The 15,299-nt window shown below is 48.2% G+C and carries 18 protein-coding genes and 1 pseudogene; 12 read left to right on the top strand and 7 right to left on the bottom strand.

What is annotated here, in order from left to right:
- Nucleotides 1-9: 9 nt before the first annotated feature.
- The 4 genes from QBE55_06600 to QBE55_06585 form a co-directional block, all read right to left on the bottom strand.
- Nucleotides 10-600 carry a hypothetical protein gene (locus tag QBE55_06600; protein WZL79792.1) on the bottom strand — a complete coding sequence of 197 codons (591 nt, stop codon included), beginning with the start codon at nucleotides 598-600 and terminating at the stop codon, nucleotides 10-12.
- 47 nt (nucleotides 601-647) lie between these two features.
- Nucleotides 648-1,235 (bottom strand): hypothetical protein, encoded by a 588-nt coding sequence (locus tag QBE55_06595; protein ID WZL79791.1) that lies wholly within the window; start codon nucleotides 1,233-1,235, stop codon nucleotides 648-650.
- 68 nt (nucleotides 1,236-1,303) lie between these two features.
- Nucleotides 1,304-2,233, bottom strand: coding sequence for a ParB/RepB/Spo0J family partition protein (locus tag QBE55_06590; GenBank protein WZL79790.1), 930 nt, complete (start codon nucleotides 2,231-2,233; stop codon nucleotides 1,304-1,306).
- Nucleotides 2,190-3,008, bottom strand: a complete 819-nt coding sequence (locus QBE55_06585; GenBank protein ID WZL79789.1) for a ParA family protein — start codon at nucleotides 3,006-3,008, stop codon at nucleotides 2,190-2,192. Before QBE55_06585 ends, QBE55_06590 begins: the two co-directional genes overlap by 44 nt.
- Before the next feature lie 195 nt (nucleotides 3,009-3,203).
- Here QBE55_06585 and QBE55_06580 point away from each other — a divergent pair.
- The 8 genes and pseudogenes from QBE55_06580 to QBE55_06545 all read left to right on the top strand — a co-directional run bounded on the left by QBE55_06580 (nucleotide 3,204) and on the right by QBE55_06545 (nucleotide 10,762).
- Nucleotides 3,204-4,739, top strand: a pseudogene (locus QBE55_06580) (DUF4368 domain-containing protein).
- A gap of 169 nt (nucleotides 4,740-4,908) precedes the next feature.
- Nucleotides 4,909-5,775, top strand: a complete 867-nt coding sequence (locus QBE55_06575) for an AraC family transcriptional regulator (protein ID WZL79788.1) — start codon at nucleotides 4,909-4,911, stop codon at nucleotides 5,773-5,775.
- Nucleotides 5,776-5,779: 4 nt separating this feature from the next.
- Nucleotides 5,780-6,235 (top strand): GyrI-like domain-containing protein, encoded by a 456-nt coding sequence (locus QBE55_06570; protein WZL79787.1) that lies wholly within the window; start codon nucleotides 5,780-5,782, stop codon nucleotides 6,233-6,235.
- Nucleotide 6,236: 1 nt separating this feature from the next.
- Nucleotides 6,237-7,187 carry an ABC transporter ATP-binding protein gene (locus QBE55_06565; protein ID WZL79786.1) on the top strand — a complete coding sequence of 317 codons (951 nt, stop codon included), beginning with the start codon at nucleotides 6,237-6,239 and terminating at the stop codon, nucleotides 7,185-7,187.
- Complete coding sequence (locus tag QBE55_06560; protein WZL79785.1) at nucleotides 7,187-7,942, top strand: ABC transporter permease; 756 nt, start codon at nucleotides 7,187-7,189, stop codon at nucleotides 7,940-7,942. The genes QBE55_06565 and QBE55_06560 overlap by 1 nt, the downstream gene beginning before the upstream one ends.
- A 463-nt stretch (nucleotides 7,943-8,405) precedes the next feature.
- Nucleotides 8,406-8,810 carry a sigma-70 family RNA polymerase sigma factor gene (locus tag QBE55_06555; GenBank protein WZL79784.1) on the top strand — a complete coding sequence of 135 codons (405 nt, stop codon included), beginning with the start codon at nucleotides 8,406-8,408 and terminating at the stop codon, nucleotides 8,808-8,810.
- A 113-nt stretch (nucleotides 8,811-8,923) separates the two neighbouring features.
- Nucleotides 8,924-9,355 (top strand): sigma factor-like helix-turn-helix DNA-binding protein, encoded by a 432-nt coding sequence (locus QBE55_06550; GenBank protein ID WZL79783.1) that lies wholly within the window; start codon nucleotides 8,924-8,926, stop codon nucleotides 9,353-9,355.
- Between the two features lie 126 nt (nucleotides 9,356-9,481).
- Nucleotides 9,482-10,762 (top strand): MobA/MobL family protein, encoded by a 1,281-nt coding sequence (locus QBE55_06545; protein ID WZL79782.1) that lies wholly within the window; start codon nucleotides 9,482-9,484, stop codon nucleotides 10,760-10,762.
- A 35-nt stretch (nucleotides 10,763-10,797) separates the two neighbouring features.
- Here the strand turns inward: QBE55_06545 and QBE55_06540 are convergent, their stop codons facing one another.
- Nucleotides 10,798-11,088, bottom strand: coding sequence for a type II toxin-antitoxin system YafQ family toxin (locus tag QBE55_06540; protein ID WZL79781.1), 291 nt, complete (start codon nucleotides 11,086-11,088; stop codon nucleotides 10,798-10,800).
- Nucleotides 11,085-11,363, bottom strand: coding sequence for a type II toxin-antitoxin system RelB/DinJ family antitoxin (locus tag QBE55_06535; GenBank protein WZL79780.1), 279 nt, complete (start codon nucleotides 11,361-11,363; stop codon nucleotides 11,085-11,087). Before QBE55_06535 ends, QBE55_06540 begins: the two co-directional genes overlap by 4 nt.
- Nucleotides 11,364-11,472: 109 nt before the next feature.
- Here QBE55_06535 and QBE55_06530 point away from each other — a divergent pair, with 109 nt between their 5' ends.
- The 3 genes from QBE55_06530 (at nucleotide 11,473) to QBE55_06520 (ending at nucleotide 12,999) form a co-directional block, all read left to right on the top strand.
- Nucleotides 11,473-11,607 carry a hypothetical protein gene (locus QBE55_06530; protein WZL79779.1) on the top strand — a complete coding sequence of 45 codons (135 nt, stop codon included), beginning with the start codon at nucleotides 11,473-11,475 and terminating at the stop codon, nucleotides 11,605-11,607.
- Nucleotides 11,585-11,983, top strand: a complete 399-nt coding sequence (locus QBE55_06525; protein WZL79778.1) for a cysteine-rich VLP domain-containing protein — start codon at nucleotides 11,585-11,587, stop codon at nucleotides 11,981-11,983. The genes QBE55_06530 and QBE55_06525 overlap by 23 nt, the downstream gene beginning before the upstream one ends.
- A 104-nt stretch (nucleotides 11,984-12,087) precedes the next feature.
- The gene (locus QBE55_06520; GenBank protein WZL79777.1) at nucleotides 12,088-12,999 is read left to right on the top strand and encodes a transposase; all 912 of its coding nucleotides are present in this window, start codon (nucleotides 12,088-12,090) and stop codon (nucleotides 12,997-12,999) included.
- A 58-nt stretch (nucleotides 13,000-13,057) separates the two neighbouring features.
- Here QBE55_06520 and QBE55_06515 read toward each other — a convergent pair whose 3' ends face one another.
- Nucleotides 13,058-14,431, bottom strand: a complete 1,374-nt coding sequence (locus QBE55_06515) for a transposase (GenBank protein WZL79776.1) — start codon at nucleotides 14,429-14,431, stop codon at nucleotides 13,058-13,060.
- Nucleotides 14,432-14,612: 181 nt separating this feature from the next.
- Between QBE55_06515 and QBE55_06510 the strand changes: the two genes are divergently transcribed.
- Nucleotides 14,613-15,152 carry a transposase gene (locus QBE55_06510; GenBank protein ID WZL79775.1) on the top strand — a complete coding sequence of 180 codons (540 nt, stop codon included), beginning with the start codon at nucleotides 14,613-14,615 and terminating at the stop codon, nucleotides 15,150-15,152.
- The last annotated feature ends 147 nt before the right edge of the window (nucleotides 15,153-15,299 follow it).

Below are 15,299 nucleotides of genomic sequence, written 5' to 3'. Positions count from 1 at the left end.
CTTTTGTTTTTATGCAAGCTGGAACTGGAAAACAAGCTGATGGTTGGCCGTGTACGCCCCGTCGAACGCGAGGCCGTAGTCCGCCGTCAGGGACAGCGCACCGGAAGTGCTCGGATTCAGCGTCCCAACCTGCAACGGCGAATCGTTCACCGCCCAATGGGTGGAAGCGCTGTAGCCACTGTTCCAGCCGGAATTGCCTTTTGCCGCAATACCGAGCGCGATGTACTTTTTGGAATCCGCGAGGTTGAGAGAACGCCACGCTTTTGCGGACGGATCGACGTCGGTGAAGGTAAGCGAGCCGCCCGAAGCGGCTTTCAAGGATTCCACCGTGGCGATCACCGCGACTTTGGTGTTGTTGGTTACTGTGATGTCGGGCGCGGTGAAGGTTTCGGCGTCCGGGCTGATGGCGTAGGCCACGTTGATCGGATGGGTGACGGAAATGGTCAGCGGCGAAATGGAGCCGTTGATTGTCACGTTCCCCGTGACGCTGCCCGTGCCGGTGTCGGTCTTGTCGGCGGCAAACGCCGGGACTGCCGCCGTGACGCCGAGCACGGCAAAAGTGATAATGCCCGCGAGAACCTTTCTGAGTTTGCTTTTCATTGAGAAGCCTCCTATAAATTTTTATATCAACCGGACCGTCCGGCTGATTACGAAACGGAAAGACGGATTTTGTAGTCGGCCATGCCGAGATACGCTTTGGTTGTTTTGTTATAATACTTGATTACTGCGGTCACGCTGTAATTCCCGGGTGCAACCTGGCGGGAAAGAGTAAGGCCGTCGATGTGTTGTCCCGGATAGATTGGCGCGGATTTCGCTATGGTTTCGCCGTTCAGCACAATTTCACACTGCATAATGACGGTGTTGGAGGACGGGTTTTCCACTTCCCATGTGCCGGTGCTGTCTTTGGCCCCGTTGGAAAAGGACGCCTGCGCGCTCACCTTGTCGGTGACGGTGACTTCCTGCTTTTGAAGCCGGGACAGGATTTCCTGCCGCGACGGGGTGCTGCTGCTTCCCGGCTCCGCACTGCCAGTATCGTCCAGCGACGGAGCGGACGACGAGGGAACGGAGCTGGACGGCGGCGGGTTCGGGGATGGATGCTGATTTCCGCAGCTCCGCAGCAAAAGGAGCAGGAGAAGCAGCAACAGCAGAAGAATCGCAAGAATGTACGGCCATTTGCGTTTTTTCTTTTTATCCTCCTTCCCGCGTTTGCTCTCATTGATTTTTTCAGTTGTCATGCGGTTTCCTCCTTAATCAAGACATGAAAAAAGGCGCTCCTTTCGGAACGTCTGAAACGACGGTTATTTTACCTTTCCTGATCCCGCTGCCGCTTTTTCTGCCATCCGTCCAGCAGCCGTATGATGACCTGTTCCATCTGCTGCGGGGTATACGACTTGGGAAAATATTTCTGGAGCTTATCCGCCTTAATGGTCAGGTCGTTTTTCTCCGGTTTCTTTTCCTCCGACATAATGGCAAGCATACTGTCCTCGTTCAAATGGCCCTCCGCGCTGAATTTTTTCAGCCGCTGGGCCTGTGAGAGCGAGGGGGTGGCCTGTTCGCTTTCGATGGTATCGAGTAAAAGCGTCTGTTCCTCCGGCTTGAGGTACGACAGTTCCACGGCAGGGGTCATGGCGATTTTCTTATCGTCCACCATCTGCTGAAGCTGCGGTGTCAGCTCGTTTAGCCGGATATACCGGCGCACAGTATCACCGCTGATATTGGCTCCTTTCGCTACTTCATCATCACTTCGGAAATTAGCCGCAACTTGCGGCGCATTTTCTTTCGATGGTCGGCCAGCCTGCCGCTTTATGGCATCCAGCTTCATTTTGTACGCCTTGGCCCGTTCACTCGGCAGGATGTTTTCACGCTGGATGTTGCTGTCAACCATGATAATGGTCGCGGCGTCATCGTCCAGATCGCGGACGATCACCGGCATGGTGAGAAGCCCTGCCAACTCGCAGGCGTGTTTGCGCCGGTGGCCGGAAATCAGCTCATAGCCGCCCTCCGCGCGGGGACGGACAATGGCGGGAACCAGCACGCCGTATTCCTTGATGCTCTCCACGGTTTCTTTCATAGAATCATCGTCCCGTACCTGAAACGGATGGTCGGGAAACGGGTGCAGCTCCGAAAACGGCATATCTGTGACTTTTTCCCGTTTTTCATCCTTGCGGGTTTCCTCCGTGGAGAAAATATCATCGTAGCTGTTCAGACTTATGTTTTTGGCGCTGCTTTTCAATTTTAAGCACCTCCTTCGTCAGCTCGAGGTACGCTTCGGCAACCTTGCCCTTCGGGTCGTGAGCGAAAATACTCCTACCCTCCGCGCTGATTTCGGCGGCGCGGACGGAATGAGGAATCTCCACATCAAATACTTTCAGCTTTGAACCGTAGGTATCCCGCAGTAGGGTGCTGATTTCTTTGGAATAGTTGGTACGGCTGTCCACCATCGTCAGCAGAATGCCGTCGATTTTGAGCTTCGGATTGATTTGCCGCCGCACCTTGTTGATCGTCTGCAAAAGCTGTTCGAGGCCCTTTGCCGGAAGATACTGTGCCTGAACGGGAATGAGTACGCTGTCGGCAGCAGCCAGTGCGTTGACGGTCAGCATCCCCAACGAGGGCATACAGTCCAGCAGTACATAGTCGTATTGCCGTTTTACACTGTCCAGATATTGCTTCAGGACCTTTTCGCGGCTCATGGCGTTGACGAGCGAAACCTCCATACCGGAAAGTTCAATGTTGGCGGGCATCAGATCGACGCCTTCATCATGATGCAGAAGTCCCTCACCGGGGTCGATGGTTTCCTCATTCAGCACCTTACCCATCACCGTCGCCAGCGTAACGGGCAGTTGGTCGGGCTGGGGATTGCCCAAGCTAATGGACAGCGAACCCTGCGGATCGCTGTCCACCAAAAGCACCTTTTTCCCTTCCTGCGCCAGCCCGATGCCGAGATTAGCGCAGGTCGTGGTCTTGCCGACGCCGCCTTTTTGGTTGGCAACGGCAATTACATTGGTCATTTGACTTTTCACCTCCCGCTGAAATAGAAAAAGGGCGTTCCATAACAGGAACGTCCTAAAATGATATGCAATTCGTCATTCAGCCGGTTTTTTTAGGTTTAAGAGAGGGTTTGGCCGAGAGCCACTTCGCCGCAAACCCGCATGAATACTGAGTTTTTGCTTTTTCGTTTTCACCTTCCCGAATAACGCATGTTCAACGAATTTTTTGTCAGGGATACCAGCCGGAAAATCAAATCAGTTTTCAAGGCCAAGGGCATGACCGGCAAGCATCTGACCGGAACGGTCATTTACGGGTACTTATGGGATGAAAAGCGGGAGAGGTGGATTGTGGACGAGGAAGCCGCCGCTGTGGTGCACCATATTTTTACTATGACGATGGACGGCCACGGCCCGTACCAGATCGCCCAACAGTTGACCGCCGACAAGGTGGAAATTCCTTCCGCTCATTTGGCGTGGCACGGCGAGGGTGTGAATAAAAATAAGACATTCAAGGATATTTACGGCTGGGGTTCATCCACTATCGTTAACATCCTCAAGAAACGGGAATATCTCGATCACACGGTCAATTTCAAAACCCGCAAGCATTTCAAAGACAAGAAAAGTCACTATGTCAATGAAAGTGAATGGACAATTTTTGAAAACACCCATGAGGCCATCATCGACCAGGCAACCTTCGACAACGTGCAGCGCATCCGGGGCAACGTTCGACGCTACCCGGATGGCTGGGGGAAAACCCATCCCCTGACCGGCCTCATGTACTGCGCCGACTGCGGCGGCAAAATGTACGTCCACCGCACCAACAACGGAAAGCGCATCCCTCAGTATACCTGTTCCCAATACAGCAAGGTCCCTGTCGGGACGCTTTGCTCCACCCAGCACCGCATCAACGCCGACGTGATCATGACCCTGATTGCCGATACGCTCCGGGCTATCGCGGCGTATTCCAAGAATGACTGCGCCGAGTTTATCCAGACGGTGCGGGAAGCACAGGTTACTCAGCAGTCCAGCGGCATTGCGCGGAAAAAGAAACGGCTGGCAGAAGCAAAAAGGCGGTCTGGAGAGCTGGAAAAGCTGTTATGCCAAATCTATGAGGATAAGGTTCTCGGCAAGCTGCCGGAAGCGCGTTTCGCCACCCTTGACGCCCGGTACGCCGACGAGCAGGACGAGCTTTCCAGTGAGATTGAAGAACTGGAACAGACCGTTGCCGTTTATGAGCACAAACAGCAATCCGCAGAAAAATTTATTGCCCTGATCGACAAATACGAGAGTTTCGATACCCTGACTACCACCATGCTTAATGAGTTTGTGGAAAAAATCGTTGTTCATGAGCGGGACCGCAAGGGCTGTCAGGACACTACGCAGGAAGTAGAAATCTATTTTAATTTTGTAGGGAAATATGTACCGCCCCACTTCGGGGAAGTCCGCCTCACCCCTGAGGAACAGGATTCACTGCGCAAGGATGAGGAACGCCGGGACAGGCTACACCAGAATTATTTGCGCCGCAAGGCCAATGGAGCACAAAAGCGATATGAGGATAAAATCAAGACGGCAAAAAAGGCCGAGATTGAGGCCAGAAAAGCTGCCTTGCGTACTGAGGACATGGCAAAGGGTGTGTTTATTCCAGCCAGCAATCTACCGAAAACGGAGTTAAAGGTTCCAGCAACTATGGCTTCAACTAAAAGTCGAAAAAGGATTTCACATACTGGTTCGCAAAGTGCCGGCTGCCCATAATATTCTACAGACAGAAATGTAATCAACTGAACTTTCAAAATGACTTTATGGAATCGATTGACTTGATATAAAAATTTTAATGCGCTAAAGTGGAGTTTACAAAACAGGACATCAAAAGCGAGGATTAAGATTTTTTAATGCTGTATGATTATCGCAGGAAGGTGAAGAAATGGAATGGCTGAAGAATCTGAGCAAGGCCATTGAATACATCGAAAGGAACTTAGCTGGTGAGATTTCTTATGAAGAAGCTGCTAAAATTGCATGTTGCTCCACCTACTATTTTCAGCGGATGTTTTCCTATGTGGCTGGTATTCCGTTATCTGAATATATCCGGCGTCGGAGAATGACGCAGGCGGCATTTGAATTGCAAACGACAGACAGTAAAGTCCTTGATGTGGCACTCAAATATGGCTATACTTCCCCCACATCCTTCAACCGGGCATTTCAGAGTGTACATGGAATTTCCCCAATCTCTGCAAAAGCGCAGGGAAGCGTATTGAATGCGTACCCGCCTATTCGGTTTTCAGTCAAAATTACGGGAGGTAATGTTATGCCCTATCGGGTCGAAGAGAAAAGAGCCATGCGCATTGTAGGCATCCGTATTCCTCTAACGTTGGATATGGAAGAAAACAAAAAGAACGTCCCGCCTTTCTGGGAAAAGGCATTAAAGAGCAGCAAGTTTCCTGAAATCTGCCATCTATCGAATCAGTCCCCGAAAGGTGTACTGGGAATTACCGCATGTCAAAGCCCCGACGAAATTTATTATTACATAGCGGCGGCAACCGATAAGCCTGTGCCAAAAGATATGTTTGAGTATGAAATTCCAGCGGCGACATGGGTGATTTTTGAGAGCGACGGGTATTTCAAAGAATCCATTCAAAGTATTTTCAGACGCTTTCTTACAGAGTGGCTTCCATTCTCAGGCTATACTTACGCAGAACTGCCGGATATTGAAGTTTATCCGATCAGCGAGGAAAGCCCGAGGGCGGGGCACTCCGAAGTTTGGATTGCGGTAAAAAAAGAAAAGGAGAATTGAGAAAGTGGATTATCAGATTGAAATCAGAAATATTGAACCGGTTCGTGTTGCGTTCATGCACTACAAAGGAATTGCAGCCGAAGCAAATAAATTTTTTCCTAATGTTTTTAAGTCGATTCAAGGAAGGTCAAACGGTGCACCGTTTTTCTGCTACTATGTGATGAACCCGGAAACGAAAATGGGCGAAATGGATTTATGCGTACCAACTGAGGAAACTCCCATCGGCAATGGAATTGAAATAAAAGAAGTACCTTCTGTCAAGGCGGTATGTACGACGCATACCGGCCCGTATGAAACCCTACCACATGCTTATGAAGCAATCAGCCGATACGCCGCAGATCATAAGCTACAATTACAGCCGCCGTTCCGTGAGGTTTACGTCAAAGGCCCCGGAATGTTTTTGAAAGGGAACCCGAGTAAATACATTACAGAAATTCAGTTCCCTATCAGGGAGGATTAAGATGACCGCTATCAGTGTCAAGAATTTAGTGAAAAAATATAGGAATGGGGTACAGGCGCTGGATGGTCTTACTCTGACGGTAAACGAAGGTGAGATTTTCTCTCTACTGGGGCCAAACGGCGCGGGAAAATCGACCCTTATCAACGTGTTAACCACCTTCCTACGCCCTACGTCCGGCAGCGTGATTCTATTTGGAAAAGACGCGGCCCATGAGGCGGCTGCAATCCGCACGGAAATTTCCTGTGTAGCGCAGCGCACTTCCATTGATTCACACCTGTCTCTTACGGAAAACATGATGTTTCAAAGCAGGCTTTATCGGGTGCCGAAGCCGGAAGCACAAAAACGCATGAAATCGTTAATTTCCTGTTTTGGTTTGGAACGATATTTGAAATATCCGGTTTCGTCTTATTCCGGCGGGGTAAAGCGGCGGCTAGATATTGCGCTTAATATGATGTCAAAGCCCCAAGTTCTGTTTTTGGACGAACCAACCGTCGGTATGGATATTCAATCCCGCATGGCAATGTGGGATATGTTAAAGAAAATCAGAAACGATTTTGGCACTACGATTTTTTTAACAACTCACTATCTGGAAGAAGCCGATCAGCTAAGCGATACCATCTGCATCATGAAAAACGGGAAAGAGGTAATTCAGGGTTCCCCGAATGCTCTCCGGGAATACTTGCGTCAGGATATGCTGAAAATTAACTTTCCATCGAAAGAAGAAGCTAAAAACTGTTTTGAGCCGTTAAAAAGCGTGATTGAATTGAAAGAATCGGACTTGCGCCATGATAAAATTATCACCGGCCTAAAAAACGGCCATGCCGATTTGGAAAAAGCAAACCGGTGGCTGTTGGAGCATGATATTCCTTTTCTGGGTATCGAAATAATGCAGCCCACTCTGGAAGATGTTTTTATCAGGTTAACCGGTGAAGATGCAAAGGAGGCCAGTTGATGGGCGTTTTAACTTTACTTGGGCGAGACATAAAGTGGCGTTTCCACAACGCTTTCACGATCGTGATTACCATTTTGCAGCCTATGCTTTGGCTGGTTTTATATAGCGCCGTCGCCGGACAAGCGATGCAGGGCATTGGAATCCAAAACTATACGGCTTTTATTCTCCCCGGACTGATTGTATTGGTGAGCTTCGGGACTTGCAGCAGCAGTGGAATTATGAATTACCTTATGAAGACGGACGGCAGCTTTTACCGGATATTGATTGCCCCGGTTCAAAGAAGCTCAATTGTACTCGGTCAGGTATTGGAAGCGGTATTATGTACCTTTATTGAAGTAGCCATTATGTGCGTTGTCAGCCTGTTTTTCTCGGTAAAAATCGCTTCGGGATTTTGGGGACTGCTTATAATTATTTTGCTTGTCTTTCTGACGGCTTTCTTTATGGCAGGGTTAACTTACGCAATCAGCCTGTGCCTTCCCAATGAAGTCCTTTATGAAACCGTGATGAACGCGATTGTTTTGCCGATCTTTTTCCTCAGCACAGCGTTATTTCCAGAAGATAAATTATCCGGGGGACTTAAAATCGCGGTCAATCTGAACCCGTTTACTCATGTAATCAATGTTTTACGAAATTTGATTTTACAGGGAAACATTGTTGCCCATGATGTAATCTTGGCCATCCTTCTACTCGCCGTTCTATGCCTGATCAGCTTTTCGTGGGCATTGCATAGATTAAAAAAGGAGACAAGTCTATAAAGCAATTTTCCAACGAAAACGAACCGTTGTTATGGCGGCAGAGTTGTTATAGCTAAATTTTAATTGCCATAAGACAGTTTTGAAATAAAAATCAAAGCCGCCTTTTTTGCTTTTGAAGAAGAGAGTAGTGAGGGCGTAATAATTGCGTCCTTTTTACCACGGTGGCTTTGGAACAGGAGGATTCTATGCATCCAAAGTCGCTGATTTTTATTTATCAAGGGCCGCCACCTTACCGTGACGACCATATGTAACCAAAACCACTCTTCTACATAGTCTTAAAAAAGCTATATCAATTTATAGTCCACTACTGCGCTCTTTTTTCAGATGACACCTTTCAGGGGCTCTCCTGCAAAGGTGCCTTTTTATGTTCATTTTTAATATGTCCCGATATTCAGTCTCGCTGCCGTTCGTCTCCCACCGTCTTTTCTGGATTTTCAAAACATTCAGAAAGGACGGAAAAACTATGGATGTCCATATCAAAATGTACGGACAAAGCGTAAACGTGGAAGTGTCCGTCGAAGTCGGAGAATATCTTGATCGGGCCGATCACAAAACCGAAAACCTGTTTCATGAGCAGCGACGTCATTGGGACGGACGCGAGTTTGACGAATACATTGTCGCCCATGAATGCAGCCGGAGCTACTATGAAACGCCGGAGGATTGGCTTTGCCGAAAAGAAACCCTTCGGGAGATTACGACGGCGTTGGAAAGCTGCACGGCAAAACAGCGTTATCGGTTTCTGCTTTACGCTTTAGAAGGGCTCAGTTGTTCCCAGATTGGTAACATCTACGGCTGTTCCAAGTCTGCTGTTTTGAGAAGCATCGAAGCGGTCAGAAAAAAAGTAAAATGCGCTTTGCATCCAGAGTAATCGAAAACGTATTTTCAGGCTAACCGGTGAAGGGCTTTTTGCTCTATCAGACAAGCAAAAGGGACAGGCAGTTTCAATCTGTCTGCCCCTTTTGCTGTTTGGAGGTTAACCGTATGCCAACCATCAATCTGCGCAAATACTACCCGTTCCTTACAGAAGATCATCCCGTCGAGGTCAGCGATGAAATTGCTGAAGCATTTCTATTGGCGAAAAGGCAGGAAGACAACTATCACCACCGGGCTTGGTATCACAAAGCCTACTATTCGTTGGATTGCAACGACGGCATTGAAAACAGCATTCTTCACACGGAACCGTCACCCGAAGAAATTCTGATGCAAAAAGTTTCGATGCAACAGCTTTATGAAGCTCTTGAACATCTGCCGCCCATTCAGGCGCGACGTGTGTATGCGCATTACATTCTTGGTATGAAAAAAGTGGACATTGCCCGCACCGAAGGCGTAAACAGCAGCGGCGTTTGCGATTCCGTAAGAAAAGGTGTGAAAAATCTCCGGCATTACTTTGAAAAGAAAAAATGGATGGAGTGAATAACATTGAATACAATGCAATCATCACAAGAGCCGCAAACCATACGGAAGGAAATTCGTCAGCTTGGCCAGAAGCTCACAAACGAGTAGGACGGCATCACGCACGATTATACGAAAAAGGGCGGCGTGGTACATTCTGAAATCCTTATCCCAACCCATGCCCCGCCGGGATTTTCCGACCGCTCCACCCTCTGGAACAGCGTGGAAAAAATTGAGAAAAGCCGCGCCGCCCAGCTTGCCCGCGAGATCGAAATCGCCCTGCCCGTCGAGCTTGACCGGGAGGAACAAATCCGGCTTGTCCGCACCTATGTCCGGGACACTTTTGTATCTTCCGGTATGTGCGCGGATTTTTCCATCCACGACAAGGGCGACGGGAACCCGCACGCTCATATCATACTTACCCTCCGCTCGTTGAAAGAGAACGGCGAATGGGGCGCGAAATGCCGAAAGGAATACGACCTCGACGGGCGCGGCCAGCGCATCCGGCTCCCCGGTGGCGATTTCAAAAGCCATCGGGTCAATACCACTAACTGGAACGATCCGGGCAAGGCTGAAGCGTGGCGGGCGGCATGGGCCGAGTATGCGAATCGAGCGTTGGAGCAAAAAGAATTGCCGCAGCGTATCGACCACCGCAGCTACGCCCGGCAGGGCATCGAGAAGGTGCCCACCGTTCACATGGGCGTCGCCGCCACGCAGATGGAGCGCCGGGGCATCCCCACCGAGAAGGGCGTGGTCAACCGGGAAATCGCCGCGCAGAACCGACTTCTTAAAGAGATCAAGGCCCGGATCACCCGGCTTTACAACTGGTCGAAACAGCAGGCGGCGAAGCCGGAAGAAAAGCGGAGCGTTTGGGAACAGCTTCAACAGGCGCAGGCCGCAGCGAAACCGACAACCCGCTACGGCAAGGTAAAGGCGCTCAAAGAGAGCGCCGCCCTGTTCAATTTTTTGCAGGAAAACGGCATTTCCTCCATGCCGGAGCTTCACGCAAAAGTGACCGCCATGCAGACGCAGTATTACACTCTGCGCGGCGAGATTGCGGCTATCGGGCGGCAGATCGACCAACTGGACGAACGGCTTGCCATGTGGAAGCAGTATTCCGAAAACAGGGTTTCCCATCAAAGGCTTGCCGCCCTAAAACCGAAAACACGGGAAACGTACCGGGCGGGACTCGCCCTGTATGACGCCGCTACGCGGTATCTGGACGGGCTGAAAGCGTCCGGCGAAAAGATTACGCCGAAGGAATGGCGGGCCGAAGCGGAGCACCTGACCATCAATGAAAAGGCGTTCTATCAAAAAATGAAGGCCATGCGCGCGGACATTCAAGCCGTGGAGAAAATCCGCAAGACCGCCGATGAGCTTGCTCGGTCTGAAAAGTTCAGAGATCGAAAACAGGAACCTGAGCGGTAAAAAACGCCGTATAGGTTTCCCCATACGGCGCTCCGTTATTTTCCGAATAAGTCGCTGTGCGTTCCGGTGCGAGCCAAAGTCAATACCAGTACATCGTTTTCGATGCGGTAGATCAGCAGCCAATCCGGGAGAATATGGCATTCCCGGTGCCCGGCCCAATCGCTAGAAAGCGCGTGGTCTTTGTTTTTCTCCGGCAGTGGCGTACCCGTCGCCAGTGATGTAACAATCTTTTCCAGCAATTCGATTTTTAGGCCGCGCTTCATTGCCAACTTGTAATCCTTTCGGAATTGCGTGGTGACCTTGACCGTATACTTTGTCTTTCTCATTTCTTCAGGTCTGCAAACAATTCGTCCAGATCGGTGTAACCCTTCACGGACGAATCCTTTGCAATCCTTTCCGCTTCCAGCATGGCGGCTATCGTTTCCTTGTTGGGCTGATCAAGTTTGATGTCAAAGGGAATGCCGCCATCCCGGAGCGATTGGCGAACAAAGATATTGAAAGCCGTGGTCAAATTCATGCCCAGTTCACCGAACAGGGCGTCAGCCTGCGCTTTCAAATCCGAATCCATGCGGATGCTGATATTTGTTGTATTTCCAGCCATATCATCAACTCCTTCTTACTGGCATTTATAGTATATGCTATTTGCACGATAAATACAATACACAGCACGAAAAATTAACAATATATTTGACTTTCAAGGAGGTTGTCTTATGAAAGAATTTGTTTTGACCGTCACTATCACGATTCATATTCTTATCCAGCCGACCTTACCGCCAGCGCTCGGAGCAGCTATGAAGCCGGAAGAAAGGGAACAATCCGCCGATGAAAACGACAGAGCCATATGAACCTAGTCCTACCATGAACTACCACCAGTACCGCCGAATGCGTCAGTTAGTGCATAAGTGTTGCAACTACGATGATGGCAACTGCATTGCTCTGGATGACGGAGAGGAATGCGTTTGCGTTCAAAGCATTTCCTATTCTCTATTATGTCGGTGGTTCCGAACTGCTATCCTCCCGTTGGACAAGGAACTGGAAACCGCCCTATTTCACCGACAGGATGGAAAACGATGTGTCATATGCGGGGCACTGTTCCTTCCCGGCTCCAACTGCGCGAAGTACTGCCAAGACTGCGCCGGACGGGAGCGCCACCACAAGGAGGCCGCAAGGCAGCGGAAACGATACACAATTTTTACGCATTTAGAGCAGGAAAAAGTCTGATAAATCAAGGGCACTGAAAAAGTCCGATTCTCGATTGAGAATTGGACTTTTTCTTGCATATATGGTATAATTATTCATAGAAACGAGGCAATGGGGGAAGTAAAGTGCTGCGAGATAATAGTCAGATAAAAATGTCATTATCCCCTTATCAGGGGCTGTATGATATTGTTGTATCAGAAGAACATATACTGAGAAAAATCAAAGAAAGCATAGATTTCAGCTTTGTGAACCCAATGTTGCGAAAGCAGTATTGTGAAAATTTTGGGCGTCCGGCTAAAGAACCCGAAATGATGTTCAAGCTGATGTTTCTGAAGAAAGTGTATGACTTGTCAGACGAGAAGTTAATCAGCAGTGCGCAGACCGATATGGCGTATAAGTATTTTCTTAATTTAGACCCGGAAGCCGAAATGATAGACCCCAGCTTACTCACAAAATTCCGGAAGACCCGCATAACGGAAGATATACTGGATGAAATGTTGCGCGAAATGATACGCCAAGCAATCGAAAAAGGGCTGATAAAATCCACAGCGATTATTGTGGATTCGACGCATACTACGGCAAATGCCCGCCCCAAAACCGTCACACAGGTATTGCGTGATTTGAGTAAACAGCTGCGGCGTGAAATATACCGTGAGATGATAGAGCTTTCGGAAAAGTTCCCTGAGAAGCCAAGTGAAACCGCCGAATTGGCGGACGAGATTCAGTATACTTATCAGTTGCTGGAAAATATTGGCGAAGATATACTGCAAAGTGAAAAGACCGGTTTAATTGAATTATATGAGCGTATAAAGGAACTGTTGGACACGGATCGCATACGTGAGATTCGCTCAAAAGCCGATGAGGATGCCCGTTTCGGACATAAAACGGCGACCAGCACATTTTTCGGGTACAAAAACCATCTTGCAATGACCGAAGAACGTATTATAACAGGGGTTAAAGTCACGCACGGCGGAGAACCGGACTGTACCCAATTGCCGGTTTTACTTGAAAAACTCAAACTTCGCATATGGATATAGGCTATGAACCTTGAAAATTCAACAAGAAGCAGGAATCAACCAGAAACATTCTCTTGATTTATGCGGCCTTTAGGCTTCTTAGCAATGTTGGGGGAAGGGCTTTCATAAATGCATCCATTAAACTAGAAATTTGCTTCTCGGATAATTCAAGATAATCGGATAGCTTTTCCTTGAATGTGTCCATAAGCAGATGAAATGCTTGTATCCATGTAATATCAGCCATTTCATCAGAGAAGTACAAAAACAGTTCACCCAGAGACCGTTCATCCTGTGATTCACGGTTTTCGATGGAGAGCATCATGTATCGGGCGAAAACAACTGCCGTATGAGCAGTTACTGCATCGTATGACAGAGATCTGCATTCTTTGCTTAATCGTAAATAGCTTTTGCAGACCTTAAAAAAGACTTCGATATCCCAGCGTTTTCCATAAACCTGGATGATTTCTTCTTCCGTCAGGGACAGATCCGTGGATATCAGGCAGAGGTACTCTTTCCTCTTTCTTTTGTTGCGGACATATACGACTTTAGCCGGGATAACTTTCCCGTCCTTAACAACATCCACTCTGACAGAAAGAAGGTACCGGGACCTGCCGCGACGTTTTTTGTTGCGCATGTAAATATCGGGTAGTGATAAGCTTTCTCCTTCATAGACAAAGTGCATTTTAGAGGATTTCTTCACCATGCCAATTACATCATAGCCAATTTCCTTTACGGCATGAAGAGTTTTCGGGGAAGAAAACCAGCTGTCAAAAAGAACATACTTCGCCGGAATAGCCGCTGCTTTTGCAGTTTTCAACAGCTCCAGCATTGCTTCCGTTCCCTTTGTCACGGAAAGTTTACGGCGCTTGTATCCAACGGAACGTTTATCCATTTGGCTTGCCTCCGTAATACGATTTTTCTCTTTTTCAGAGGACAGGAGAACACTGTTCACTGGCAGAAAGGTGTTTCCATCTGTCCATCCCAATGTGAGCATACGAAATCCATTGAGATAGACATGCTTTGCATGATCGTATATCTTAGCAAGCAGCTCCACCTTTTTGGAGCGATTACGATCGAATACGGAGTCGTCAATCACCAATGCATTGACCCGATCATCGCTTGTAAGGGGAGCAACCGTATCCTTTATGATTCTGCAAGAAAGGATTGTCGTAAAGCGCATCCAGTTTATATGTGCCATTCTCATGAACCGGTAGGCAGTATCCTTTGCAAAAGCAGGCACATTCTTTCCTGTCAAAAGATTCATGTACATGGAGCGATTGGAGAAAGCCAACAAAAACAGATACTGGAAGATTCGGGCTACAGAAAATCCTTTTTCCTTATATGCATTGGCTGCTTTTAATGCTGACGCGACATGAAATCTTTTGAAAAATCTTTGGACAGTTGATGAATTCTGCTTATCATCCTGGGTGGTTTGTGTTATACTTTTATTCATAGCATGAGCCTCCGATTATGATTGTTTTTAGCAATTCAATTATACCAAAATCGAGGGTCTCATGCTATATCTTTACCAGGATTCATTGAATTTTCAAGGTTCATCGCTCTTTTCAAACTGCGAAGTTTGAGTTGAAAAAGCCATAAACAACGGTGTAGCTGTAAAAGAAGCCATTGGCGATATGGCCTACGTCAGCAAGGACAACCTTGATGTTTGCGAAGAAAAGGGCGTGACACTTTACGCGAGAACGAACTCCGCTGTTGCAGCGGCAGCTGCAACGTCGCTTGATGAAGGATTCTCATTCAACAAGGACGCCGGACTACTTCAATGTCCGGCAGGTGAGCTTGCGATGCGGGTTGAGAAAAGGACAGCAGAAAACGGGAACACATATCTGAACTATTTTTTCAGTAAAAAAAAGTGCCAGAAATGCCCGATGTGTGGGCAGTGCCGTATGGGGAAATCAAAGGGAAAATGCTACAACATTACGCAGCCAAGCGAGAAGAACCGACAAAGACTTTCGTTTGAAAACAGCGACGCTTTCCGGGAGCGAATGAAAGTCCGGCATAGAATTGAAGAAAAGAACGGGGAGATGAAAGTGACCCACGGCCTCGGCAGAGCCGATTCCGTGGGTCTTGCCTCTATGCGATTGCAAACATATTTTACGGCTTTTGTGGTTAATGTAAAGCGGATAGTCAAGTTAATGGATCCAAATCCGGCCTGATTATGGCTGTTTTTTTGGTTTCCTCGGTGATACTCGTTTTTTGTATTAATTTCTCTGATGTTTATTCGAATATTTATACACCAAAAAATCCTCGGTTTTAAAAACCAGGGATTTTTCAGTGCCCTTATAAATCAAGGCTTTTCGGGT

Source organism: Eubacteriales bacterium mix99, from assembly GCA_038396605.1.
In the GTDB taxonomy this organism is placed as follows: domain Bacteria; phylum Bacillota; class Clostridia; order Caldicoprobacterales; family DTU083; genus UBA4874.
Note: the sequence above shows the minus strand (reverse complement) of the source record. Positions and strands in the feature narration are given on the sequence as shown.